This is a genomic window from Streptomyces sp. GbtcB6 (assembly GCF_019091475.1).
GTDB lineage: Bacteria > Actinomycetota > Actinomycetes > Streptomycetales > Streptomycetaceae > Streptomyces > Streptomyces hyaluromycini.
On the sequence record NZ_JAGXJL010000067.1, the window covers coordinates 20,337 to 42,725 of the forward strand.

General features: G+C 68.1%; 25 protein-coding genes and 1 pseudogene. 11 read left to right on the forward strand and 15 right to left on the reverse strand.

What is annotated here, in order from left to right:
- The first annotated feature begins 198 nt into the window (after positions 1-198).
- Positions 199-1,524: a restriction endonuclease gene (locus tag KVT45_RS48610; protein ID WP_217559153.1), complete on the forward strand. Its 1,326-nt coding sequence runs from the start codon at positions 199-201 to the stop codon at positions 1,522-1,524.
- 81 nt (positions 1,525-1,605) lie between these two features.
- Here the strand turns inward: KVT45_RS48610 and KVT45_RS48615 are convergent, their stop codons facing one another.
- From KVT45_RS48615 to KVT45_RS48655, 9 genes are all read right to left on the reverse strand, one after another.
- Positions 1,606-2,037: a hypothetical protein gene (locus KVT45_RS48615; protein WP_254648452.1), complete on the reverse strand. Its 432-nt coding sequence runs from the start codon at positions 2,035-2,037 to the stop codon at positions 1,606-1,608.
- Positions 2,038-2,108: 71 nt separating this feature from the next.
- Entirely contained in the window at positions 2,109-3,878 is a 1,770-nt protein-coding gene (locus KVT45_RS48620; protein WP_217559155.1) for a relaxase/mobilization nuclease domain-containing protein, read from the reverse strand.
- Positions 3,878-4,543: a plasmid mobilization relaxosome protein MobC gene (gene mobC, locus KVT45_RS58270; protein WP_217559163.1), complete on the reverse strand. Its 666-nt coding sequence runs from the start codon at positions 4,541-4,543 to the stop codon at positions 3,878-3,880. The genes KVT45_RS48620 and mobC overlap by 1 nt, the downstream gene beginning before the upstream one ends.
- Entirely contained in the window at positions 4,540-4,764 is a 225-nt protein-coding gene (locus KVT45_RS48630) for a hypothetical protein (protein ID WP_217559165.1), read from the reverse strand. The genes mobC and KVT45_RS48630 overlap by 4 nt, the downstream gene beginning before the upstream one ends.
- 103 nt (positions 4,765-4,867) lie before the next feature.
- On the reverse strand, positions 4,868-5,926 hold the full coding sequence (locus KVT45_RS48635; RefSeq protein ID WP_217559167.1) for a DUF2637 domain-containing protein: 1,059 nt from the start codon (positions 5,924-5,926) through the stop codon (positions 4,868-4,870).
- Positions 5,923-6,489, reverse strand: coding sequence for a WhiB family transcriptional regulator (locus tag KVT45_RS48640; RefSeq protein WP_217559169.1), 567 nt, complete (start codon positions 6,487-6,489; stop codon positions 5,923-5,925). Before KVT45_RS48640 ends, KVT45_RS48635 begins: the two co-directional genes overlap by 4 nt.
- Before the next feature lie 117 nt (positions 6,490-6,606).
- Entirely contained in the window at positions 6,607-7,314 is a 708-nt protein-coding gene (locus KVT45_RS48645; protein WP_217559178.1) for an ATP-binding protein, read from the reverse strand.
- On the reverse strand, positions 7,314-8,330 hold the full coding sequence (locus tag KVT45_RS48650) for a hypothetical protein (RefSeq protein WP_217559180.1): 1,017 nt from the start codon (positions 8,328-8,330) through the stop codon (positions 7,314-7,316). Before KVT45_RS48650 ends, KVT45_RS48645 begins: the two co-directional genes overlap by 1 nt.
- A gap of 1 nt (position 8,331) precedes the next feature.
- Positions 8,332-8,661, reverse strand: a complete 330-nt coding sequence (locus KVT45_RS48655) for a transcriptional regulator (protein ID WP_217559182.1) — start codon at positions 8,659-8,661, stop codon at positions 8,332-8,334.
- Between the two features lie 426 nt (positions 8,662-9,087).
- Between KVT45_RS48655 and KVT45_RS48660 the strand changes: the two genes are divergently transcribed.
- On the forward strand, positions 9,088-9,525 hold the full coding sequence (locus KVT45_RS48660) for a helix-turn-helix domain-containing protein (RefSeq protein WP_217559189.1): 438 nt from the start codon (positions 9,088-9,090) through the stop codon (positions 9,523-9,525).
- Positions 9,526-9,645: 120 nt separating this feature from the next.
- On the opposite strand, the gene KVT45_RS48665 is transcribed toward KVT45_RS48660, so the two are convergent.
- Positions 9,646-10,413, reverse strand: a complete 768-nt coding sequence (locus tag KVT45_RS48665) for a helix-turn-helix domain-containing protein (protein ID WP_217559211.1) — start codon at positions 10,411-10,413, stop codon at positions 9,646-9,648.
- Between the two features lie 556 nt (positions 10,414-10,969).
- Between KVT45_RS48665 and KVT45_RS48670 the strand changes: the two genes are divergently transcribed.
- From KVT45_RS48670 to KVT45_RS48685, 4 genes and pseudogenes are all read left to right on the forward strand, one after another.
- A complete protein-coding gene (locus KVT45_RS48670) occupies positions 10,970-11,311 on the forward strand; it encodes a hypothetical protein (RefSeq protein ID WP_217559219.1) in 342 nt (113 codons plus the stop codon).
- The gene (locus KVT45_RS48675; RefSeq protein WP_217559228.1) at positions 11,308-12,552 is read left to right on the forward strand and encodes an MAB_1171c family putative transporter; all 1,245 of its coding nucleotides are present in this window, start codon (positions 11,308-11,310) and stop codon (positions 12,550-12,552) included. Before KVT45_RS48670 ends, KVT45_RS48675 begins: the two co-directional genes overlap by 4 nt.
- The gene (locus KVT45_RS48680) at positions 12,549-13,187 is read left to right on the forward strand and encodes a hypothetical protein (RefSeq protein ID WP_217559230.1); all 639 of its coding nucleotides are present in this window, start codon (positions 12,549-12,551) and stop codon (positions 13,185-13,187) included. The genes KVT45_RS48675 and KVT45_RS48680 overlap by 4 nt, the downstream gene beginning before the upstream one ends.
- A 164-nt stretch (positions 13,188-13,351) precedes the next feature.
- Positions 13,352-13,647, forward strand: a pseudogene (locus tag KVT45_RS48685) (transposase); the annotation flags it as partial.
- A gap of 166 nt (positions 13,648-13,813) precedes the next feature.
- Here the strand turns inward: KVT45_RS48685 and KVT45_RS48690 are convergent.
- The 4 genes from KVT45_RS48690 to KVT45_RS48705 all read right to left on the reverse strand — a co-directional run bounded on the left by KVT45_RS48690 (position 13,814) and on the right by KVT45_RS48705 (position 16,995).
- The gene (locus KVT45_RS48690; RefSeq protein WP_217559232.1) at positions 13,814-14,365 is read right to left on the reverse strand and encodes a 2'-5' RNA ligase family protein; all 552 of its coding nucleotides are present in this window, start codon (positions 14,363-14,365) and stop codon (positions 13,814-13,816) included.
- A 1,041-nt stretch (positions 14,366-15,406) separates the two neighbouring features.
- Positions 15,407-15,967, reverse strand: coding sequence for a TetR/AcrR family transcriptional regulator (locus KVT45_RS48695; RefSeq protein WP_217559234.1), 561 nt, complete (start codon positions 15,965-15,967; stop codon positions 15,407-15,409).
- 161 nt (positions 15,968-16,128) lie between these two features.
- Complete coding sequence (locus tag KVT45_RS48700) at positions 16,129-16,509, reverse strand: DUF4440 domain-containing protein (RefSeq protein WP_217559243.1); 381 nt, start codon at positions 16,507-16,509, stop codon at positions 16,129-16,131.
- A 75-nt stretch (positions 16,510-16,584) separates the two neighbouring features.
- Positions 16,585-16,995, reverse strand: a complete 411-nt coding sequence (locus KVT45_RS48705; protein WP_217559258.1) for a nuclear transport factor 2 family protein — start codon at positions 16,993-16,995, stop codon at positions 16,585-16,587.
- 155 nt (positions 16,996-17,150) lie between these two features.
- Between KVT45_RS48705 and KVT45_RS48710 the strand changes: the two genes are divergently transcribed.
- The gene (locus tag KVT45_RS48710; protein ID WP_217559267.1) at positions 17,151-17,741 is read left to right on the forward strand and encodes a TetR/AcrR family transcriptional regulator; all 591 of its coding nucleotides are present in this window, start codon (positions 17,151-17,153) and stop codon (positions 17,739-17,741) included.
- A gap of 132 nt (positions 17,742-17,873) precedes the next feature.
- On the opposite strand, the gene KVT45_RS48715 is transcribed toward KVT45_RS48710, so the two are convergent.
- Positions 17,874-18,677 (reverse strand): maleylpyruvate isomerase family mycothiol-dependent enzyme, encoded by an 804-nt coding sequence (locus KVT45_RS48715; RefSeq protein ID WP_217559275.1) that lies wholly within the window; start codon positions 18,675-18,677, stop codon positions 17,874-17,876.
- Positions 18,678-19,061: 384 nt separating this feature from the next.
- On the opposite strand from KVT45_RS48715, the gene KVT45_RS48720 reads away from it, so the two are divergent.
- The 4 genes from KVT45_RS48720 to KVT45_RS48735 form a co-directional block, all read left to right on the forward strand.
- Positions 19,062-19,757 (forward strand): type 1 glutamine amidotransferase domain-containing protein, encoded by a 696-nt coding sequence (locus KVT45_RS48720; protein WP_217559284.1) that lies wholly within the window; start codon positions 19,062-19,064, stop codon positions 19,755-19,757.
- Entirely contained in the window at positions 19,754-20,584 is an 831-nt protein-coding gene (locus tag KVT45_RS48725) for a cyclase family protein (protein ID WP_217559293.1), read from the forward strand. Before KVT45_RS48720 ends, KVT45_RS48725 begins: the two co-directional genes overlap by 4 nt.
- Before the next feature lie 87 nt (positions 20,585-20,671).
- Positions 20,672-21,124, forward strand: coding sequence for a nuclear transport factor 2 family protein (locus KVT45_RS48730; protein WP_217559301.1), 453 nt, complete (start codon positions 20,672-20,674; stop codon positions 21,122-21,124).
- A 406-nt stretch (positions 21,125-21,530) separates the two neighbouring features.
- Positions 21,531-22,389, forward strand: an 859-nt coding sequence (locus KVT45_RS48735) for an alpha/beta hydrolase (protein ID WP_217559308.1), incomplete at its 3' end; no start/stop codon positions are given.

The window sequence follows — 22,389 nt, forward strand, 5'->3', positions numbered from 1 at the left end:
AACACCTCCGGAGACGGGCAGAATGCAGGACATGGCGCCAACGCGCCGCCGGGTGGGAGGTCAGCCCTCCTGCGCAACGAGTGGCGAGGATGCTCGGTGATGTTTTCGCGGTTCAACGACCGTGGGCTAGTCCTGCCCGCACCAAACCCACGGGATGAAGTCCAGAAGCTGTTCTCTCGCTACCGGGATCTCGACGCGATGAACGACGAGCCGGTCAAGCGCGGCAAAGCGTTCAACAGCTTCCTGGGATCGCTGCTTCAGACAGGCGGCCTCGAAGCGCACACCGATCAGCGGGGCCTGGATGGCCGCGACGAGATCGACGTCGCCTTCTCCTTTGAACAACGGCACTTCATCCTCGAGGCCAAGTGGCTCGCGGAGAAGGTCAATGACGACGCCCTGGAGAAGCTCCGCGGGCGCCTGAAGGTGCGACTGCCGGGCACCATCGGTTTCTTCGTCTCGATGAGCGGCTACACCCAGTACGCGCTGGACAAGGCGAAGTTCTTCACAGGTGTCCTCCTGCTCGACCGAAGCCATATCGAGGCCCTCGTGACTGGGCTGCTCACGGCCCCGGACCTCGTCAGCCGGATTCTGTCCTGGGCGAACCGCCGCGGCGGTTCCTACCCGCCACTCGACGAGCTTCTGTCCGCTCCTGCGGACGATGCCGGCAACTGGTCCCCTCCAGAGGCTGCACCCGATGTCGTCCAACAGGCGACGGGTGTCAGCGCTGCCGCGGTCTTGGCCGCTCAGCCCGGCACCGCTCTCACCGGCATGACGACCTACGGCGGCAATCTGCTGCTCACTACAGGTGACGGCGTCCTTCGGCTGGATCCGGCGACGGGCGAGGTTCGGTGGGTGCTCAGCCTCCCAGGAAGCCGGGACTCAGCGCTCCAGACCGCGGCGGGCACGGCGGTGCTGTGCGGGGCGGCCGTCGTCACCACCACCGGCAGCACCGGCATCACACCCGTGGCCGGGCCGTTCCCCAACCTGGCCCGTCTGCTGACCAGCCCCGCGGGGGAACTGTGGGTGTTCGCCACCACCGGACCGCCCGGCTACGGCGGACGTCACACGGTCACGCGCGTCGCCGCCCGGCCCGCCGAACAGTGGGAGCACAGCATCGACTTCGTGGGCAAGATCGACGACATGGCGCTCCTGCCTGACAACCGGCTCTACCTCGTCGGCGGAAGCCGCGCCGGAGTCCTTGGCATCCGGGAGGCGATGGCATTCCCCGAGCAGGACTGGGAGCGAGCCGCGCCTCTCAGCGAGGTCTCCGCCCTTCTGCCCTGGGGAGCCCACAAGGTGCTTTCGGCCGGCCGAGCCTCCGGCGGAACAGCCGTCCAGGTGTACAGCACCGACCTCCGCACCCACGAACACACGCTCCTGGCCACTGTCCTGGGTCAGCGTGCCGTCGGCCTGGCCCATGGGAAGGATGACATTGTGAGCTTGATCGTGGACGCGTGGTTGCCTCGCTCGGCGCTTCCTAGGCCCGTGCTGATCTCATTGGCCATCCCAGACAGCGCGGAGTAACCGACCTGGCTGCGGTGTTCAGACTCCGCGGGATCCGCCAGCCCTCACGGGTGTCCCGAGCATTCAATGCCATACGGCTCGTTACTCCAGGTAGGTGCCGGCGAAAGCGCCGTCAAAGCCGAGTGCGATCAGGCCCTGTTCAACGCTGGGGTAGGTCGTCCCGTCCGGGATGGCGATCAGGGCGTCGAAGTCGGCTCGGCTGATCTCGGGTTCGAGCCACTGGTTGCTGCAGCGGCAACGGACCCAGACGTTGCGGGTGTGGTTGATGAGCAGCCAATCACGCCTGGCTCGGCAGGCCGAGCACATCACGGGGATCCCGCACAGGGACAGCTCCGGCGGGTGGCTGAGGCAGCGTGTTGCGCCGGGTCCGCTGGGCGGCTCCGTCTCGTACTGGAGTTGCAGCAGCGGATCGCTGCCGCCCGGGGCAGCGGGCGCGACGGGAGTCTGCTCTACGTGGTGGTTGGTCGTTCTGAGCACGAGCGTCATCTCCCGGTCGAGGGCCTGTCTCTTCATCCCTAACGGCCGGTGAAGCCGGTTGTCCAGAGGTTTCCTGCAGACGAGGGGCGGGCCTGCTGAGCTGCTGGTCAGCGGCGCGGCGGGCGATTGCGCAGGTCCGGAGCGGCGGGCCGATTCGCTGCCTGTTGTGCGGTCCGAACGTCGGACTGGTTGGCTGCGGACTTGGCGCGGCCGGTGCTGGCCTGCGGGCGTCGAGCAGCGTCGCCCGGGTGCGCGGGGAGCTGGGCGAGTCGGCGCAGTCGCCAGACCAGGACGTCATTCACGTCCTCGGCCGTGTCGAGTTCGCGCATGTCGATGGCCTCGTGCAGGAGGGCCTTCGGGTCGTGGCCTGCCTGCTCGGCCTGAGCCAAGGTGGCGGCCAGGGCGTCGTTCTTCGTGCTCGTGCCGGGTCGGGTGCTGTTCTCGGGCAGGGCGGCGCGGATGGTGGTCTCGTAGGTGCGGCGCTGGGCTTCGGGCAAGGCTCGTCCCTGGTCGCGGAGGGCCTGCATGGGTGCGGCGGCGGCCTGGCGGTAGGCGGCTCGCAGGTGCTCCGCGGTCTGACGGGAGGCTTCGGCCTGCTGGGCGTGACCGTGTGCGGAGTGCCAGCGTGCTGCGGCCAGCGCCACCAGGACCAGGGTGGAGACGAGCATGGCGGTGGTTCCGCCGTCTTCTCCTCGGCCGAGCGCGCCGCCGGCCTGGATGATGCCCCGGGCCGCCGAGCGGATCGCCCGGATGTCGGCGCGTTCGGCTCGGACGTGGCTGCGGGTGGCGCGTTCGAAGGAGCGAGCGGCGGCACCAAGTTCGGCGCGGGTGGCAGCCGGAGAGGTCTGGGCGACAGCGTCCAGGAGTTCGCCGACTCCGACGAGTTGGGCTGCAGCTTCGTCGTCGTCGCTGTTTAGGACGACTGCGGCGCGCTCGGCGATCCCGGTCGCGGTGCGTCGCCCCCGTGCGGGAGGCGACCAGTTCGACCGACCGCTGTCCGCTTCCGGCAGCGGGGCCTCGTCGGGGGTTCCGGCAGCGAGGCGGCGTTGGATCTTCGGATAGGAAAGGTCGGGGGCCAGGGTCGAGCCCGCGAACCAGACCGGCTCGCGGTCACGGTTGCGGTCCCCGGGCAGCGCGACCGTGTAGCCGAGGACGTCACCGGAGGGGGCGTGCCGGAGCTTGACGCGCAGGCCCGCCTCACGAAGGCGGGTGAAGAACTCGGCTTCGCTGGCGGCCCCGGCAACGGCCTGGCGGACGGCCTCGCGCAGCATCTCGCGCGGTGTCTCGGGTCGGCCGACCCGCTCCGCCTTGAAGCGCTCGGCGCTGGTGGGCGTCTTGGCACCGGTGCCGTCGCCGGGCTTGAGCTGGCGCAGGTCCATCTCCTGTTCGATGCGGCGGCATTCGGCCTGGGCCTTCTTGAAGTCGTAGTTCATCCTCGGGCGGCGCAGGTCGCCTCGGACCATGGTGGCCAGGATGTGGATGTGGTCGTCCGCGTGGCGCACGGCGACCCAGCGGCAGCCGTCCGGATCGCCCTCGGGGGCGAGGTTGACGGCGTGGACCAGGCGGCGGGCGACGGTGTTCCACTCGTCATCGGTCAGGATCCGGTCGCCGGGGTCGGTGCGGACCGAGCAGTGCCAGACGTGTTCGGCCGGAGCCTTGTCGCCGGACTGCTTGACCCGCAGGTCCAGGGCGGCGGCGAGCCTGGCGAGGGTGACCTTGGGGCCGGGGTCGGGGCTGGTGTCGCGGCCGGGGTCAGGGGCGAAGCCGTCCCAACTGCCGACAAGGTGGGGGTCAGTGTGCTCGTCACGCTTGCCGGGGCCGTACAGGTAGATGAGCAAGCCGTGGGTACGCGAGCCGCGTCGGATCTTGGGGACCATCACAGACGCTTCTTCACCAGGGTGTCGGCCGCGTCGTCTACGCGGGCCAGGATACGGGTCAAGGTCGTCAGGGCGTGGTCGAGTTCGCCGGGGCGGGGCTGTCCTCCGGCGTTGTAGACGAAGGCGATCTGGTTGATGTTGTTGCCAACACGGGAGATGGCGGTGCGCAAGGCGGCCAGCTCGTCGATGGCGGCGTCGAGCTGGTCGTTGGTGTGCACGATGGTCGAACCGTGGGCGACGGCGAGGCCGGCGGCAGCGAGGAAACGGGCGACGGTGACGGCGCGCTGCTGGGCGGCGGCGGTGATCTCGGTCTTCTCGGTGTCGGACAGGCGGGTGGTCGTCTTGTGGGTGCGCTGGCTCGGGTTGCGCGGGCGTCGGCGTGGCTTTCGGTCGGGGAACGCGGGTTGGCTCGAGATCTGCTGCTCGCGCGGGACGCGGTCGTCTGCTTCTCCTCCCCCGACGGGCGCCCCCTGGTGCCGGGAGTCCGGCTGGTCCCCGTGCGCCCACGCTCGGGGACCAGCCGGACTTCCCCCGCCCTCCTGGGCGGGGGCAAGTGCGTACGACGAGCCGTAGGACCGTCGTACGCGACAACTTGCTCCGCCAGGAGCCGTCGTGGGGACACGCTGCTGTCCGGACGTGGTGGCTGCCGAATCGTTGGCGGTCACCGGCTCGCCTCTGTGTCGTGCTGGTGGATGTCGCGGACGACTTCCTCTATCCAGTCCATGGCGAGGACCGGATGGTGGAGGGTCCAGGGACGACTGTGCGGGTGTCGTTGCACAGTCCAGGTGTTGTCGGGTCCGGCTTCGGCGCGGTGGAGATGGCCGCGCTGGTGTAGGACGGTCAGCCAGGAGTCGACCTCGGCCGGTGTGGCGGGGTTCGTGCGCATGGCGGTGCTCTCCGGTTCGCTTCGGGAAGTTGTAGGCCGCGTGTCCGGGGGCGGGTGACCGGCCGAAGTGTCCGGCTTGGTCACCCGGCCCCGTGCTGTCCGGTCAGTTCCGGGAAGAGGTGACGGGCTGTCCGTGCTGTTCTCGGAGCTGGACCATGAGGGCGGTCAGTGTGTCGCTGGACAGCGGGATCTGCTGACCTCGGATCGCCTGGGCGACCACCTTGCGGGTCAGTTTGTCCTCGGCCCTGACCGCTGACCGGGCGATCTCCAGCAGCTCTTCGGTGTCCGGGTCACGTCGCCGGTCACCGGGCGTCCGGATGGCCGGTTCAGTGACCGGCGAAGGAGTGACCGGCCGGTCAGTGGCCGGCGGGAGCCTGTCCGGGTGACCGGTGACCGGCTTGGTGCCAGCCGGTCGGGCACTGACCGCCGGGACGGTGTCCGGCTGTCCGGCCAGGTCAGCGGCCTCGGGCCCCTTGCCAAAGCGCGCGGTGTCCGGGCGGGTGGTGTCCACCAGGGCGCTGTCCAGGGTCGATGCCCGGACGGCCGGGTGACGCTTGTCCAGGGACAGCCGGGGCCTGTCGGTCAGGGCGCTGACCGACTGTCCGTCGCTGACCTCACCGGGCTGGGGCTGGGGCTGACCGGCCCGGTCAGTCCGAGTGACCGGGATGCGCTCAGCCTGACCGCGCTGACCGGCCTGATCGAAGTCACCTCGGTCACTGTCCTTGGCCGGCCCCCGGGCGATGAGGATGTAGAGGTGGACCGCTCCTGCCAGGGCGAGCGGAGCGATGGTGGACAGCACCGCGACTACCGTGTCCCCGAGCCTCAGTCCAGTGACCGAGGAGGATTCCTCGTTGAGCCTGACCGCGTGCAGCGCGTTGGCCCAGATACTGGCGGCGGTGGCCGTACCGAAGAGCGTCCAGACGTAGAGCCGGGCGCGCAGGGGCGCTTCTCGCAGGACCAGCAGGGCCCGGACGCCGTAGGCGATGAACCCGTCGATCACCAGCGGGAAGAGGTAGGTGAGGAGACCGCGGACGTGGATGGCGACAGCCATCTGCTGGAGAGCGTCGTAACTGAGGGCACATCCCGCGCCGCCGAGGGCGATGATGACCGAGCGGTCCCATCCGGTGATTCGCGCCGGCTTGGGCGTACTCGCGATGGTCACGCCGCCGTCCCGAAGTCGTCGCGGCCCAAGCGCTCGCCGTCGGTCTCGGGGGGCGCGGTGGTCGTCGTGGAATTCTTCAGGTCTCGGTTGCGAAGGGCTCGGCGGGTCTCGCGGTACAGCTTCTGGGCGTGTTCCTCGGTGATCTTCAGGAGCCAGGCCAGGCGCTGTTCGGACAGGCCGTGCCGGTAGGCGGCGTGGACCACCGCGCGGCGTTCGGCCTTGGTGAGGTGGACGTCGCGTCCGGCGACGGTGGCGTTGACGCGGCTGTAGTCGAGTCGGCTGGCCAGCTTCTCGTGCAGCGGCGCGCGTTCCTCCTGCGTCATTCCTCCCCTGATGCCATGGGTGTCGCCGCCTTCGAGGGCGGCGTCGAGGCAGATGCGGCGGACCGAGCACTGGCCGCACAGTGACTTCGCAGTGGTGATCTTGGCGGTCTCGTCGGGCTCGGGGAAGAAGATTTCGGGGTCCACCTGGTTGTACTCGGTGCTTTGGCAGACGGCCTGGTCCTGCCAGGTGTGGTCGCCGAGCGACCGGTGGTGAGCAGGGGTGATCGTCGTGGGGGGCATGCGGGTTGCTCCGATCGCTCTCCGCGCGCAGGGGCGTCGGCGGAGAGGTGCGCTGGGTCGGGAGGTGCAAGGGGCGGCGCGTTGGGGCGCGGCCCGGCATGGTGGCCTGTGGCCAGGTCAGTCGGCGGTGCGGTGGCGTCTGCGGTCGACCGGCTCGAACTCGACCCGGGTGGTCATCTGCGCGAGCCGGGAGGTGACGCGGTCGCCGAGGTAGGCCCGGAGGTCCTTGATCGCCAGGTTGGTGGTGACCAGCGTCGGGAGCATGTAGTTGTACCGGCGGTTGATCAGCCGATACGTCACTTCCTCCACCCATTCGGAGGCCTTCGCCGCGCCGAGGTCGTCGATGATCAGCAGAGGACAGCGACTGACGGTCGCCAGCTCCCGCTCGCTGTCCACCCCGGCACGGGGGCGCAGGTCGGCGTACAGGTCAGCGGCGGTGGCCGCGCGCCAGCGCACGCCGACGCCGCTCTGCACCAGTCGCCGGACCGCGCCGTACGCCTGGTGGGTCTTGCCGGCGCCGACCACTCCGGCCATCAGCAGGCTCGGGCCGGTGGTCACCTGCCGCCGGGCTCCCAGGCTGGGAGCGACGGCCTGCCGGGCGACCTCGTGGGCCCAGGACAGGACCTGCGGGTGGTCGGCCACCGCGTCCCGGTAGCGCGGGGGGATCCCGGCCAGCAGAGCGTCCAGCGGGGAGAACGGTTCAGGTTCGTCTGCCAGCGCGGCGACGGCGGCCTGGTCGATGTTGCGGGCGGCCAGGATTCGGGCCATCCGGCCCAGGATCCCGTCGTTGCCGAGGGTCTGCGGGTCGCGGGTACGGGTGCGCATCACAGCTCCTCGGCGTAGGCGGCGGCAGCGTCGATCGGGTTGGTCCACGCCTGGTGAGCGGGCACGGTAGGCCGGATCCCCGGCCGCGCCAAACCGGCGGAGCGTGAGTTCATGGCCTCGTTGACCATGCTGGTCAGCACGCTCGGGTGCCTGGGGTTGGCGGCGAAGTTCTGCAGCCCTGCCCTGATGTGCTCCGGGGTGATCCCCTCTGCCAGGAGCTTCTTGGCGATCCGCCCGAGGTGACCGATCACGTCACTGGGTGGGCGCTCGTCGCAGGCGGCGATGTACTCGCCGACGAGCTGGTTGGCGGAGACGGCGGCGGGCGCTGTGCGCCCCGTAGGGAATGAAGATCCAGGATCCAAGATCCTAGATCCAGACGCCGAGCCCTCTCCGAGGTTTCGGAGAACCTTCGGGGAGCCTTCGGGGAATGTCTCCTGACCTGCGGTTTTCTTGCCGATGTGGTCAGTGGTGCCGGCAGGGCCGACGAGGGCGTCCTGCGGGGCGGTCGGGGCCTTGCTCCGAGTGCCGGGCGGTATAGGGGCGGGAGGTGCGGGCAGATCGAGGGCTCGGGGAGTGTTCGGCGAAGTCTCAGCGAGTTCTCGGGGAGGGAGAGGCGACGCCTCGGGGCGCTTGGCGCAGGTCCCCTTGCAGGGGCCGCAGCGGTCCGCCGCGTGATGCTGGGGGCAGGCAGGCAGTCGCGACTGACTGGGCTTGTCGATCTTCTGGTGCTCGGACCAGGTCACGACGTGGAGGTAGCGGCGGCCGTCGCAGCCGGTGTAGCGGCAGAGCAGTCCGGCACTGTCGAGCTGCTGCAGGTCGTCCTCGACGTGGACCGAGGTGTGCTCGGCCCGTAGGGGCCAGAGCAAGCCCGCGATAATCGCGGCGTTGTCTCGGTGGCGGCCGTGGTCGTCAGCCTGGGTGAGAAGGCCGAAGAAGGTCCGCTCGGCCTCGACGGTCACCTCGGCGAGCGACTCGGAGACGAATGCCTCCGGCTTGATGGTTCGGATCCGCGCCATGTCAGCGGCCCCGGCCGACGGCGGCGACGAGGTCGCTGCGGGTGAGAGTTGCGGCGGCGAGGTCGAAGGTGTGGGGCCAGCTCCAGTCAGCGTCCGGCCACACCCGCAGGACCCAGCGGGCTGCGACCCTGGCCGTCGTCCGGCTCAGCTCGATCGCGTCCCCGGCCACGTCCTTCGCGACGGCGTGCGGATGGGGCCACGCCTGCTTGGGGTCGGTGAGGCTGACGTGGATAGTGGCCGCTCCAGGGACCATGTGGGCAAGCTGTGCCGCGAGGCGGTGCTGGCGGGCTACGTCCGGGCATGCCGGGATTCCGCTTGGCATGGCGAGCATGCGATACTCCGTTGTTCGTAGGAGCGCGGTGCGGCGGTTCTCGTGCAAAAGCCCCGCCGCCCGCGAGATGTGAATCGGTGCCCTTCGGGGTGCCGACCCGGCGTCCAGGAGTTGGTAGCTCCGGGACGCCGGTCTCACTTCCACTCGATTCGGCGCTCAAGGCGCCTTGTACTCATCGGCTCCTCCCTTCTCCGCAGTCGCGTGTGCGTCGCGGCGACGACCGGACCATACGAGCAGCTTCGTGCCACAGTCCAGCGGCTTCGCTTGCCGCCCCACCAGGGGTGGAACACTTCCGTGTCGCGAATTCGCGATCAACGTACACCTTAGTGGTCAGCCTCCGTCAACTAGAGTGGTAGCACCGGCCAGCTGGGGCGACAGGGCACACACTTCAGTGGTCTAGAATCGCCGGAGACACAGGAGGTGAGGATGGAGGACGGGCAGCAGCGCACCGTCGCACACAAGCTGGACTACCTGTTCCGGACGGTCCATCCGGCCCACCGGGGTCCCTATACGTATGCGGAGGTCGCAGAGGCGATCCAGAGCGCATCAAAGGGAGAGGGCAAGGGGCTGTCCGCCAGCGCCATTCAGCAGTTGCGCACCGGCGCGAAGAAGAACCCGACCATGAGCACGATCAAGGCGCTCGCGGACTTCTTCGGCGTGGACCCGGCATATTTCTTCGACGACGAAGTCGAGGAGCGAAGCAATCTGGAGCTGGAGCTGCTGACGGCGATGCGCGATGCAGACGTCCAGTCGGTTGCACTGAGGGTGTCCGGACTCTCCCCACAGGGGCTGCGCCAGATCAAGGGCATCATCGAACACGTACGGCAGATCGAGGGACTGCCGGCCGACGGCACCGAAAGCTAGTACCGCGCATACGTCTGCGACACAGGAGCTTGCCGCCGAAAGCGCGCTCCGCATGCCGCACGAGCACCCAATCTCCCATCCCTCGGGCGCCGAACGCGGCAAGAAGGAAAGGTCCTGGACTCAGGCAGCGGGTTCATGCATGAGCACAAGGAAGCGGGCCCCCGGACGGCACGTAAGCATCATCTCCGAGGTCTGGACGGCTACCTCTTGGCATGGATGATGATCGAGCCTCAGGCGGCGAACAGCCCCGTCGGCGAGTTCCATCACCTCGCGCGTTTCCCAGATCGCCCGCGCATCTCCGTTATCTAGGATTTCCTGCAGAATCCGCCACAATAGCCTGCACCCCGGATCTCGGGCCAGCGCGATCCGGATCTGCGAAAGGAGCGGGCGAGCCCAGTCGTCCCACCAGTTAGCAAGCTCCTCGCGCGCATCGGGGTAGAGAAACATCCAGCGCGCCAAGTTTTCCTCATGCGCAACCCAAGGAAACCATTCCAACAACGGATCATTGCATCCCACGATATTCCATGCGCGATCCAATACGAACGCCGGGTGCGGAAACTGGCTATCGAGCAGACGCTGAATATTCGAGTCCACCTCAACCGGCTCCGCAGAGGCCATCTCGGTCGGCAACTCGGGAGACCGGCCCGTAGCGTGCAGATAGAGCACGAGGCGCTCACCTGGACTGAGCTGCAGAGCCAGGGCAAGTCGGTCCAAGAACTCGGACGAGAAGTTCGCCACCCGGCCACGCACAAGCTCGCGGTACCACCGGTCGCTGACTCCGGCCCGGCGCGCCACCTCCTTCTGGGACATTCCAAGGCTGGGATCGAGTCGTTCACGCCACGCATGCAGCAGCACCGACAGCGGCTCGCCATCGCTGTACCCGGCCATCCCTGGGCCATCATCCATGCGGCAGGACCCTCAGTTCCTCACGATGTGCACCCCTGTACGGTGATTTTCTACGGTAGGTCCACTGGCGCGCACCCCGAGGAGAGCCCCATTACGCCACCAAGGCGATCGACGTCGAGGAAACGATCACCAGGACTCCCCGCGCGGCAAGGAAAATACGTCCGCGAATCGAGCGGAACCCATCCCACCGATAGACCAGAAGAGTGATTCAACCCACACTCGGGAGACGGGGCGCGGAAGTGCGACTTCCGCTCGACCTCTGACATAGTGCGGCTTGAATCAAGTACGGAAAGCCAGTCGTCCGCATTGTGCGGGCCAAGGCGATGTGACATTCCTGGCGGTGGCGTAGATGTTCCACCGGCGACACTCGGAACCAATTCCGAAGATACGCCTCCCCGAAATACCGGACCCATTCAACGTCGAGGATCTTTTCCTCAACGTCAGTAGACAGCGGGGCCGGCCCATCCATCTGCTTCCTCGGCCACTGCCGCCCGGCAGCCCGTGCGGTCTATGGATTTCCACCGGCACCGCCGACTACATGCTCTACGAACAGGCAACCACCCCGGCACACCAGGACCACATCAAGCTGCACGAGCTCGGCCATCTCCTCCACGACCACGGCATCGGCCAGAGACTAAGCAGCGAGGTGGCCCGCACCCTGCTGCCCACGCTCAACCCGACGGCCATCAACAGGATGCTGGGGCGCGGCCAGTACACCGGCGAAGAAGAAGTCGAGGCAGAGACTTTCGCCTCCTTGGTGCTCACCCAGGTCAGCCTCCGGTCCAGGGAACCCGAGCGGCCCGTACCACCGGGGTCAGCCGATGTCGTCTTGCGCCTTGAGAACACCCTTCGAAGCCCTAAGCAGCGCAAAGCTAAATGATCAGCAACCTTCACAACGTTACATATCCTGCGGGTGGCCTCGTCAGTTCCGGTGCCCTTGCCTACAAACTCATGGACCTCAGAAAGGACCGAGGAAACCCGGTTCTGCGGTCCCTGTGCCTGACACTGGCCTGCGCCGCCCTCGGGTTCGTCGCGGCCACTCCCGCCGTCTACCTTCCGATCAGCACGGCTCTCGACCTGAACAACCTGGGCAAGCTGGCTGTTCACGGATCCCTAATCGCCTTCAGCGTCTGCGTGCAGAGGCTGCTGCTGGTGTGGAGCTACCCCCCGGAGTCGGCCCGCCCAAAGGCCCGCCGCCGTGCCATGGCCGGCAGCATCCTGCTACTGGCCATGATCGTCCTGCTCGCCCTGGCACCGGTCCACGACGGCACGGCTGCGCATTTCACTGAGACTTACGCCGCCACCCCCTACATAGCCGAGTACCTCTTGCTGTACGTGACAGGCGTCGGCGTCGGACTCGCCGAGATCGCCATCCTCTGCTGGCGATTCGCGAAGGTCGCGGGCCGTCCCTGGCTGGTCCGCGGCCTGCGCCTCACCGCAGTCGGCGCCGCAATCGCACTCGGCTACTGCGTTATCAAGGGCCTGTACGTCATCGGACGCAACGTCGGCTTCAGTCTGGGTACTCTCTCCGAACTCGACTCTGCCTTCGCCGCCGTCGGCGGCGCGATGGTGTGCATCGGCCTGGTTCTCCCTGCCCTTGGCCCACGCTTGTCCGCAGCCGCCCGGTGGCTCGGCCACTTTCGCGCCTATCACCAGATCTTCCCCCTCTGGCTTGCCGCCTACGAGGCCATGCCCGATGTCGCGCTCGATCCTCCCTCCCGTCCGCGGCTGGCTCGGTGGCGTCCCGGGCAGCTGCACTACCGTCTGTACCGCATGGTGATCGAGATCCGTGATGCGCGCCATGGACTGCGGGAACACCTCGATCAGGACTTGGCAGCGGCGGCCGGGGCACTCGCACAGCAGGCAGGCGCAACCAGCGATCAGCAGAATGCGGCAGCCGAAGCCGCAATGCTCCGAGAGGCGCTGGGTACAGCCCGCAACGTCGGTGCTCAACAGCACGCATCCGCGGCCGCACAGCCGCTGCCGCCGCTCGGCGGTAAGGACTACCCCGGCGAGCTCGCCTGGTTCCTCAAAGTGGCCCAGGCATTCAACCGCCGGCCTCCCCGCTCCGGCCGCCGCCCCCGTCTCTCTCGGCTCAACCGCTCAGGAGCGCATGAATGAGCACGGAGACGAGGGTGAACTTTCGGTCGGCCGACCAGACACCGAGCAGCCAAAGCTCACCGGGAACCCGCCTCGCCAAGATCCTCAGCGAGCTCTTCGCCCCCTTGATCCAGGTCCTGGCACAGTCAGCGCTCGCCCTGCGCCACGCAACGGCCGCCGCCGGCCTGGGCTGGTGGCTACTCGCCTCGTTCTTTGGCAGCGCCCTACCCATGCTGTTCCTGATCTACGGGACCCGTCGAGGCTCCTGGCTCGACCACCACGTACCCCAACGCGAACAGCGCATCATCCCGATGCTCGTCATCCTTTCCTGCCTTCTCATCGGCACCGGAGCTTTCGCTCTATCGGATGCCCCCAACGCCATCCGCGCACTTTTCCTCTCGTTGGAAATCCAACTCGCCGCACTCACAGCGATCACCCGCTGGTGGAAGATCTCGGTACACACCTCAGTCGCCGCCTCCACAGTGGCCGTGACCGCATGGGCGTGTGGGCCCCTCGTCGCGCTGGCTGTTGCACCGATGGTGCCGATCACCATGTGGACGCGGACTCATCTGAAGGCTCACACACTGCCCCAGGCAACAGCGGGAGTCCTGGTCGGCGCTTTCCTAGGCGCAGTCTCACTGACGCATCTCATGTAGAGCCAGCATGGCCACGCTCCGCTCGGGCGCACCACCCGCGTCGACGGCCGCTGGCACGCCGCCGGGCGACTCGAGGCTCTCCGCTCCGAATCCTGCCGGCCAACGAGCCCAGCGCAAAAAGGCCGCACGCGCCCTGTGGAAGAGTGTTTCCTGGGCATCCGGGCGCCGAGATTCTGCTGAGCTTCCACAGGCTTGGCATTCAGCTCACCGCCCGGGTCCTGGCTGAAGTCGGGGACGACCGAGGCCGCTTCGCCGACGCCCGCGGCCTGAAGGCAACGCGGGCTCGTCGCCCATCACCCGGGCTTTCGGCAAGTAGTCCGCTATCACCAGGCGGCGAGTGGAGAACGACCGGCTCAACTACACCGGCTACCTCTGGGCCTTCTCCCCGCTGCGGGCCTCTGCCGGGGCCAACGCCCACTACCGGCGCCGGCGCGAGCAAGGAGACTGGCACGCGGCCGCCTGGTGCGGCGGGTCACTGGCTGGCTCACATGCCGTCCTACAAACCTTGAGCGAGGAAGAGCGCACGGCCCTCAAGGACGTGCTGGCCCGCTGCCCTGATCTGCAAGCTTCGCCCTCCACTCGCTCCGTGACCTCGACGCCGTGACCGCCGGACTCACCATGCGCTCTCACGCCACGGAGTCGTCCGGCCCCAGAGGGATCCGGGCCACCTCTTTCCACGTCATGGTCTTCGACCTCTCGGCGGTCGTGGCCGTGACGTCGACGAGATAAATGGCGGAGATGTGCAGAGGAGCGTGGCTTGGCCTGATACGGCGCAACCGGCGCTGTGCCTCATCAGAGTCGGCATGGTCGTAGGCGTACGCAGTGGACAGATGCTGGACGCTCCACGGATATCGGGCCGCTTCCTCGCCGCACACCCTCCGAATGGTGTCGCGGGTGACGTCGTGGAGAGAAGCGAGGCCCTCGTCGGGATGCAGGTCCGCGATGACCCCTGTGTGATAGCTCAGGAGCGACCCAACCATAACTTCCAGCGGCTCGGCGGTCGCCAGCCGCTGACGCAGGGCATCCACCAAAGCCTGCCGCTCCTCCTGCGGCACAGCGTCAGCTGGACGCCCGCTGATTTGGTCGATGTTGATGTGAAGCCAGCGCGGCTCGACTGGGCACAGCGGGAACCCTTCGTCGATCAGCACCTTGTTCGCCTCGGCGATGAGGTTGATCAAGGGCACATGGCGAGGGTCAGCGAGATCGACTACTGCATAGATGTGCAGAACGCTCTCGGCCCTCCACGTCTCCGTCCCGTGCAGGAACGTCAAAGGCTGCACCTATGAACTCCGGAGTCAGAGGCTGATACCAAAACGGACGTGAAGCTTGCGTATCCCGGCAGTGTAGCCGCGGCATTAGTAGGTCATGGGGAGTCGAGTCCTCCATTCACGATCGCCCCCGTCGCAGGGTAGTTGTAGGTACTGATCGTCCAGACACACACCAGAAGGTCGTTCGTGTCGGCGAAGCCGGGTCCGGGACGGTACCGGCGGCCACCGAGAACGCCACGTGCACGCGTCGCCTGGCGGCGCTCTTCCGGCCACGCGTGCCACCGAGACGGCCGCCGCACCGGACGGAGGGCGCGGTGCGGCGGGCCCGATATCGTCCCGGGCCGTCCGGTGATGGCGCCTTTTGAATCTCCCCACCCCGTGCTCGGGGGTCGGACAGACCTGCTCGCCTTGATTCCCCACCCACAGGCCGCTGATCTGCGGACGGGCACCACAAGGGAGGGGCCGCCCGATAGCCAGCCAGGTCCAGGGGCGGGGCGGACTGTCCAGGGTGGCCGGAGGCCAGCGCGTAGCGCCGCCGGAGGCCAGCGCGTAGCGCCGCCGCAGGCGCCCTTGACCGGCCGACACGGCCCGCACACTCCACGAGCGGGCGGCCCCGGCCCTCATTGCCCACAGCAACCGAGTGGGGAACGAAGAGCAGCTGTGGGGGAAGTTGCGAATCCCCATCACCGGAACAACAGCGCGGCAACCGCTTACCGGATCACGCGCGGAACCAAAGGCCGAGGTGGAGGTGAGACCAGGCACACGATGTGGTGGCTGTCCTGTCGGGGAAAAGCGCGCCCCGGTAGTCGGAAGAGCGCTGGCTGCCGGGGCTCTTCCCTCGTCGGACAGCCTTTACACGCCCGGTGAGCGCACTCAGGTCCTGCGCTCGCTGCTGGAATCTCCGAGTCCACTAGGCAGGCCCCGTTTCACGCGATCCGCACTGGCATGCGATCAGCAGTGCCCGGTGAGCTGCCGGGCAACGGTTTCCAGCACTTCGTCGGAGAGAGTTCGGTCGGCGACAGCCCTCGCGATGAGCGTGGCACCGACGAGGGCGCTGAGGGTGATCATGGCCTCGGCGCGCGCCTCCTCGGAGTCGTTGCCGCCGAGGAGGTCGAGGTAGCCGCGGACCCGCTTCTCATAGGCTTCCTTCAAGGCCTGGTCGCCGCGCCCGGCGGCAGCGCCGAGGGTGACCAGCGCGCAGCCGGTGCCGGGAGAGTCGCGGTGTTCCCGTCCGAGGTAGGAGTCGACGAGGCCGGCATACCGGTCCTGCTCGCCCATCCCCGCGAGTTCTTCCACCTCCACCGGACGCTCGGTCAGAGCAGCGGCCGCAGCCTGTGCGATCAGGTCGTCCCGGGAGGCGAAGTGCTTGTAGAAGCCGCCGTGTGTCAGCCCGGCCTCCTGCATGATCTCGGCGACACCGGGACCGGCCAAGCCGCTCTCACGGACCTTGCGGGATGCGACGCGCAGCACCCGCTCACGGCTCGCCGCCTTCTCCACCCGCGAGTGCCCCATGCCTGCCTCCCGTCGAGGAACGGCGCAGAGCCGCCCATATCAAGATGATTTCCATCATACAAAAGGCGGCGGGCAATCATTACAGGCCGCCCGCATCCTCGCCCGTGCAGGCCGGGCCGAGTATCGGGGGCACCGGTGTCACACCGCGCTCGGCATGCCCGTCAGGTGACGTCGGTGCCCCACGGGTTGTCGATCGCGAGCAGCCAGCCGCCGTCGGCTTGCTTGCGGCATACGTCGGCGGTGCAGCCGCTCGCCTCCAGGACCGTGCCGTCGGGTGCGGTGCCGCGCAGTCGCCACCGCATGAGGTGCAGCGAGACGGTCTCGCCTTCGATGATCTTTCGGTGATCGACGATGAGTTCGGGCTTCAGAGCGATGAAGTTCTCGGCTGCGGTGCGTGCCCCCTGCATCCCGGAGAGGATGTCGCCGGACTGGGTGACGATGGTGGCGTCGGGCTCATAGCAGGCCAGCACGGCGTCAATGTCCCCGGCGTCCCGGGCGTCGACAAGGGTCGTGATCAGAGTGAGCGTGTTCGGGAAGTACACCTGTCGGACCTTTCCTGGGCGTCTCTGGGGCTGGCGCCCGACCCGGCCCCGGGCCGGGTCGGGCGCGGGGCCGCGTTACCGGTTGGCGGTGCCGCTCTGGGGATTGGTGAACATGGGGTGGCCCGCGACGGTCTTCTCCACGGGGACCTCCTCCTGGACGACGTCCCAGTGCTCGACCACCAGACCGTCCTCGAACCGGAAGATGTCCACCGCCAGCAGGGGCGTCTCGGTGGCACCGGAGTAGCGGCCGTGCGCCATGACCAGGTCACCCTCGGCGAGGACGGCACCCGGCTCGTACCGGGTGGTGGCCGGCAGCGAACCGGCGAAGGCACGCAGCCCCGCCTTCAACGGCGGGATCGTCGGATTGTGCTGGATGTAGTCCGGATGCACGTACCGGTCCAGCGCGGTGAAGTCCTGAGGACCGAACGCCTTGGCAAGTACGTCGAGGATGACGGCCTTGTTCTGCTCGGGTGACGTCTGAGACATGGAAGGTCCTCCACAAGAATTGTTGACCACTTGGACCACAACCAAATCATGTTGTGGTCCAAGCGGTCAACAAACCCGTAGGATGAATGTCGATGCACAGGACATGCAGCCGGGCCGACGGCCCGAACGGGCTTCGGAGAGGTGACTACTCGGACATGGGCAGGACACGCGGGTTCGACGAGGGCGAGATGCTGGCCGTCATCCGGGACCAGTTCTGGTCCCGCGGCTACGAGGGCACCTCGACCTACGACCTCATGGCAGCGACAGGCCTGGGCAAAGGCAGCATCTACAAGGCCTACGGCAACAAGCACGAGCTGTACCTGCACACCTTCGACGACTACTGCAAGACCCTCGTCGCCGAGGCGCGGCAGGCTCTCGCGCCCGAAGCCGGAGGTACGCCCCTGGAGCGCATCGGGCACTACCTCATGGACATCACCGGCCAGATGTCCCGCCAGTCACCCCCCGACGGCTGCTATCTCACCAAAGCCACCGTCGACCAGGCGGCCGCCGACGGCGCCGTCGCCAAGATCGCCAGGGATGCCTACGAGAACATCGCCGGCGCCTTCGAGTCCGCAGTGCGGGAGGCTCAGTCTGCCGGCGAGGTGGCCGCCGACAGAGACGCGCGAGGATTCGGATACCTCCTGCTGTCCGTGCTTCGCGGTGTGGACTGCCTGTCCCGCACTGGAGTGACCACCGACATACTCACGGCCACGGCCCAGGCCGCCCTCACCTCCCTGCGAGCCTGAGACTACGCACCGAGGCCGCGGGCGACAGACGTCCGGCGACGAGCGCGCCTCCGTCCGGCCGACCGAAGAACACGGCGGCGCGGTTCCGGGGTGCTCGGCGGTGCTGTCGAACCACCTGCCGAGCCCCGACCCTCAGACCAGGTTCAGCCTGTCCAGGAAGCTCGCTGCAACGGTCACGTCGCCGGCCACCCGAGTCACCTCGCGCCACGGAGCCCGGGTGGTCGACCAGGCCAGGAAGTCGAAGGTCGACGAGGTCACCACAGCTACCGGGTCTGGAGCTGCATGGGCGGCTTCCACGACGACGGCATCCCCGACCCGGCGGACAACGACGCTCGTCGATGCCGGTCCTGTCAGATCAAGGCCGATGGGCGCCTGAAGCGAGCGATACAGGTCGGGCTGCATCCTCGGGATTCCGGCCATGAGCCAGTAGACGGCGGGCCCGATCCGCTCTTCGCCCATGGGTGGCCGCGGAAGCTTCAGCGGCCCACGGGGGGCGAGGAGATCGAAGTGCAGGTGCGCGGCGAGGTCGAAGGTGAACATGTTCGGGATGGCGTGCAGTTCGTACGTCCCCAGGTTGAGCATCTCGGCAGAGGACGACGCCAGGGGCTCGTGCTGGAGGCCCTCGAACACAGGGAAGGCGATCTCCGCCTGAGCTCGCAGGAAGTCGACGATCGCGGCAGGCTTCCGCTCGCGAGTAGGACCGACCATGACCTCGTTCAAACGCTCGATGCCAAGGGGCGGATCCGGGTACTCCGCCACCCCTTGCACGGTTGCCACCAGCAGCGAGATGAGCTGACCGGCGTGCGAGAAGACATCCTTGACCGTCCAGCCCTCAGCGCCGCTGGGGCGCCTCCAGTCGTCATCGTCGAGCGACCCGGCAAGGGCGAGCACATCCTGCGCCAACAGGCGAAAGCCCGTCATCCCCTCAACGGTCATAGTGACCTCCACTCTCTTGGACCGGTCCGCAACTCGCCGTCACCAGAACGTCAGCCACAAGAGACGCCGCCGAGGTGCACGCCCACCCGCTTGATCCGCCGGTCTCGGGCGTGTGGCCCATCGAAGCAACGCCCGCCTCGCTCGGCATCCCGTGGCGTGCGTAGTAACGGACTCAGCGTCGCCACGAGCAGAGGCGCTGGGCGCACGGTCACCCCTTGAGCGGGGCGGGCGGCTTCCGTGACACACCGATCCCACCCGGCGCATCCAAGCACACACCCCAGGCGACCCGAGTCCAATGACTGGACTCAACGCGCCTCAAAGGGTTACGTTCTCGATGGGTCCATTCAACGGACTCATCCGTCGATCACGACACAAGGTGCCCTCATGACCTCATCTCCGCGCGTTCTCATGGTCGTCACGAGCAACTCCCAGCTCGCGGACACCGGCCGCTCCACCGGGCTGTGGGTGGAAGAACTCGCCGCCCCTTACCAGGTCTTCCAGAAGGAAGGCTTCGCCATCGACATCGCCTCCCCCAAGGGAGGCCGTCCGCCGTTCGACGACTTCAGCCTCGGCGAGGAGTACGTGACGCCCGCCGTCCGCAGTTTCCTCGACAATCCCGACAACTCTGCCCTCCTCGACGCGGTCGAACGTCTACAGGACGTCGCCGAGCGCCCGTACGACGGTGTCTTCGTCGTCGGCGGATTCGGCGTCATGTGGGACCTCGTCGGAGACGCCCACCTGCTGGCCGTACTCAGCCGCACGGCCGACGCGGGCCTCCCGCTCGCCGCTGTCTGCCACGCGCCGGCCGTCCTGGCCGACGTCCGCCTCGGCGACGGAACACCACTCATCCGGGACAGGACGGTGACCGGCTTCAGCGACGACGAGGAGAACGCCGTCAACCTGGGCGTCCACTACACGCGTACGGTCGAGCAGGCCCTGCGCGCCGCGGGCGCGACCTACAGCAAGAACGACTCCGTGTTCGTCCCTCACGTCGTGCACGACGGTAGGCTCCACACGGGCCAGAACCCCGCCTCTTCCGAGGCCCTCGCACTCGAGTTCGCCCAGGACGTGCGGTCATGACGACCGCACCGGTCCCCCCGGCCGATCTCGCGGCTTCGCTTGCCGACGCCCGGGTGATCGACCTGTCTCGTCCCATCGAGGCAGCCACGCCCCACAGCCCGCACCATGCCCCCTTCCAGATGGCGCTGTTGCGACGCCATGGCGACGTCGTACGAGAAGCCGGCCTCAGCGGCGCCAACGAGTTGATCACCATGGGCGCCCACACCGCCACGCACATCGACGCGCTCAGCCACATCAGTCTCAACGGCCGCCTTCACGGCAGCCACGACGCGGCCGAGGCCCAGCGCGGAGGCCGCTTCCAGGTGCTGGGTGCCGAGACGATCAAGCCTTTGCTGGGGCGTGGAGTCCTGCTGGACGTCGCCGCTCACCGCGGCACCGGGGCTGAAGGGCTGCCCCCGGGCTACGCCATCACGGCCTCGGATCTCCAGTCCACGGCCGACGCGGCCGGCGTGCGTGTCGAGAGCGGCGACACCGTCTTCGTCCGCACCGGATGGGCCACGACACGCTACGCGGACACCGACCGGTACATCGGCTGGGACACCGGTGTCCCGGGACCCGACCTCTCCGCGGCCCGGTGGCTGTCCGCCCGGGGCGTCGTCGCCACCGGCACGGACACCGCGGCGTACGAGGTTCTCGCCCCCGGGGCAGGCCATGCCCGTCTTCCCGTACACGGGCACCTCCTCGCCGAGGCGGGCGTACACCTGATCGAACAGGCCGCCCTCGACGAACTCGCCGCCCACGGTGGACGCATCTTCGCCCTGATAGCGGTACCTCTGCGCATCGTCGGCGCCACGGGCAGCCCCCTACGGCCCCTAGCACTGCTGTAGGCACAGGCCCGCAGACGGCCGACACAGCGACCGAGGACGGCTGTTGTCCCGTCGTCCCGCCATCAGCACGCACACAAGGGAGCCCCCATGAAAACCGCCGCGGAGCTCATCCGCGCCTTCACCCGGTCCTTCCGCCAGGGTGGCGTCGACGAGGCCGTACAACTCTTCGCAGACGACGCCACGTTCCAGCTTCCCTATCTGGCCTCTGTCAGCATCCAGTCCAGCTACCACGGCCGCGAGGAGATCAAGGGCTTCCTCCAACTCGTCCTCGATCTCTACCCCGACTGGGCATTCGATCCAGCCGACACCAAGATTCTCATCGACACCCCTGACCAGGCCTTCGCCGAGTACATCGCCCGGCCCACGGCCGCACCCACCGGACGCAAGATCGAGCACCTGTTCATGGGACGTCTCGTCGCCGAGAACGGAAAGATCAAACTCCTCCGCGAGGCCCTGAACACCGTCGCCGCGGCCCAGGCCCTGATGCCGGGAGGGCCTGCCGACATCCCCATGCCGGTCGGCGTCATCCGCTCCTTCTGATCCGCCACCGTATTTCCCGGCCGAACCACCCCTCGCCGCGGGGCCTGACACATGGCCAGGCCCCGCGGCACCCATACCTGAAGGCAAGGCCGTGACTACGGACAGCCGAGCGATGTTCTCGGCACACCGCCTCCCACTCTGGAGGACTCCCCCGAGGCCTCGCCGCCCGGTGCCGGTCGCCAGGCTCGGCCAATAGCCCGACCGCTTCCCGGCCCCGTGGTAGCCGGAGTGTCCGACCACGCGAAACACGTGATTCCTCGTACCGGGGACCGGCAACAGGCTGTGCGCCGACGGCACGACCGGCTCCACCGCCGACGCGGCCTCGTATCGGCCGATAAGGCTGAGCCCAGGGACCAGTGACCGACCGGACCGCCGTCACGGCGGCGGTACTTCCTGGAGGTTCATCATGAAAGATCTGCCCCCGCCGCCCACCCCGCACCTGGAAACCGCGGCCCAGGAACTCGCCGACGCCACGGCGCCCCACCCCCGGATCTACGAGATCCCGCCCCAGCAGGGCCGAGACATCCTGGCCGGACTGCAGGCCGGACAAGGGGTTCTCAAACCTCCCGTCGACGAGACCTGGGTCGCCGTCGACGCCGGCGAGTGGGGCACCGTCCGCACCCGTATCGTCAAGCCCGCGGGCGCCGTCGGCCCCCTCCCCGTGATCATCTACATCCACGGCGCCGGCTGGGTCTTCGGCGACGAGAACACCCACGACCGCCTCGTACGAGAACTGGCCACAGGGGCGCAGGCCGCAGCCGTCTTCCCTGTCTACGACCGGGCGCCCGAAGCCAAATACCCCACCCAGATCGAGCAGAACTACGCGGTCGCCCAGTGGGTCGTGGCCCATGGCGCCGAACACGGGCTCGACCCGACGCGCATGGTCGTCTGCGGCGACTCCGTCGGCGGCTGCATGTCGGCCGTCCTCGCCCAAATGGCCAAGGACCGTGGCGGCGTCTCGCTCGCCGCGCAGATCCTGCTCTACCCGGTCACCGACGCCGGTTTCGACACGCCGTCCTACCTGCAGTTCTCCGACGGCTACTACCTCACCCGGGACGGCATGCTCTGGTTCTGGGACCAGTACACCGGCGACGACTCCCAGCGCAAGGAACGCTACGCCGCCCCACTGCGCGCCTCCCTCGCCGACCTCAGGGGCCTGCCCCCCGCCGTCGTGATCACCGCCGAGGCCGACGTCCTGCGCGACGAGGGCGAAGCCTACGCGGCCCGCCTCCGGCAAGCGAGTGTCCCCGTCACCGCCGTACGCG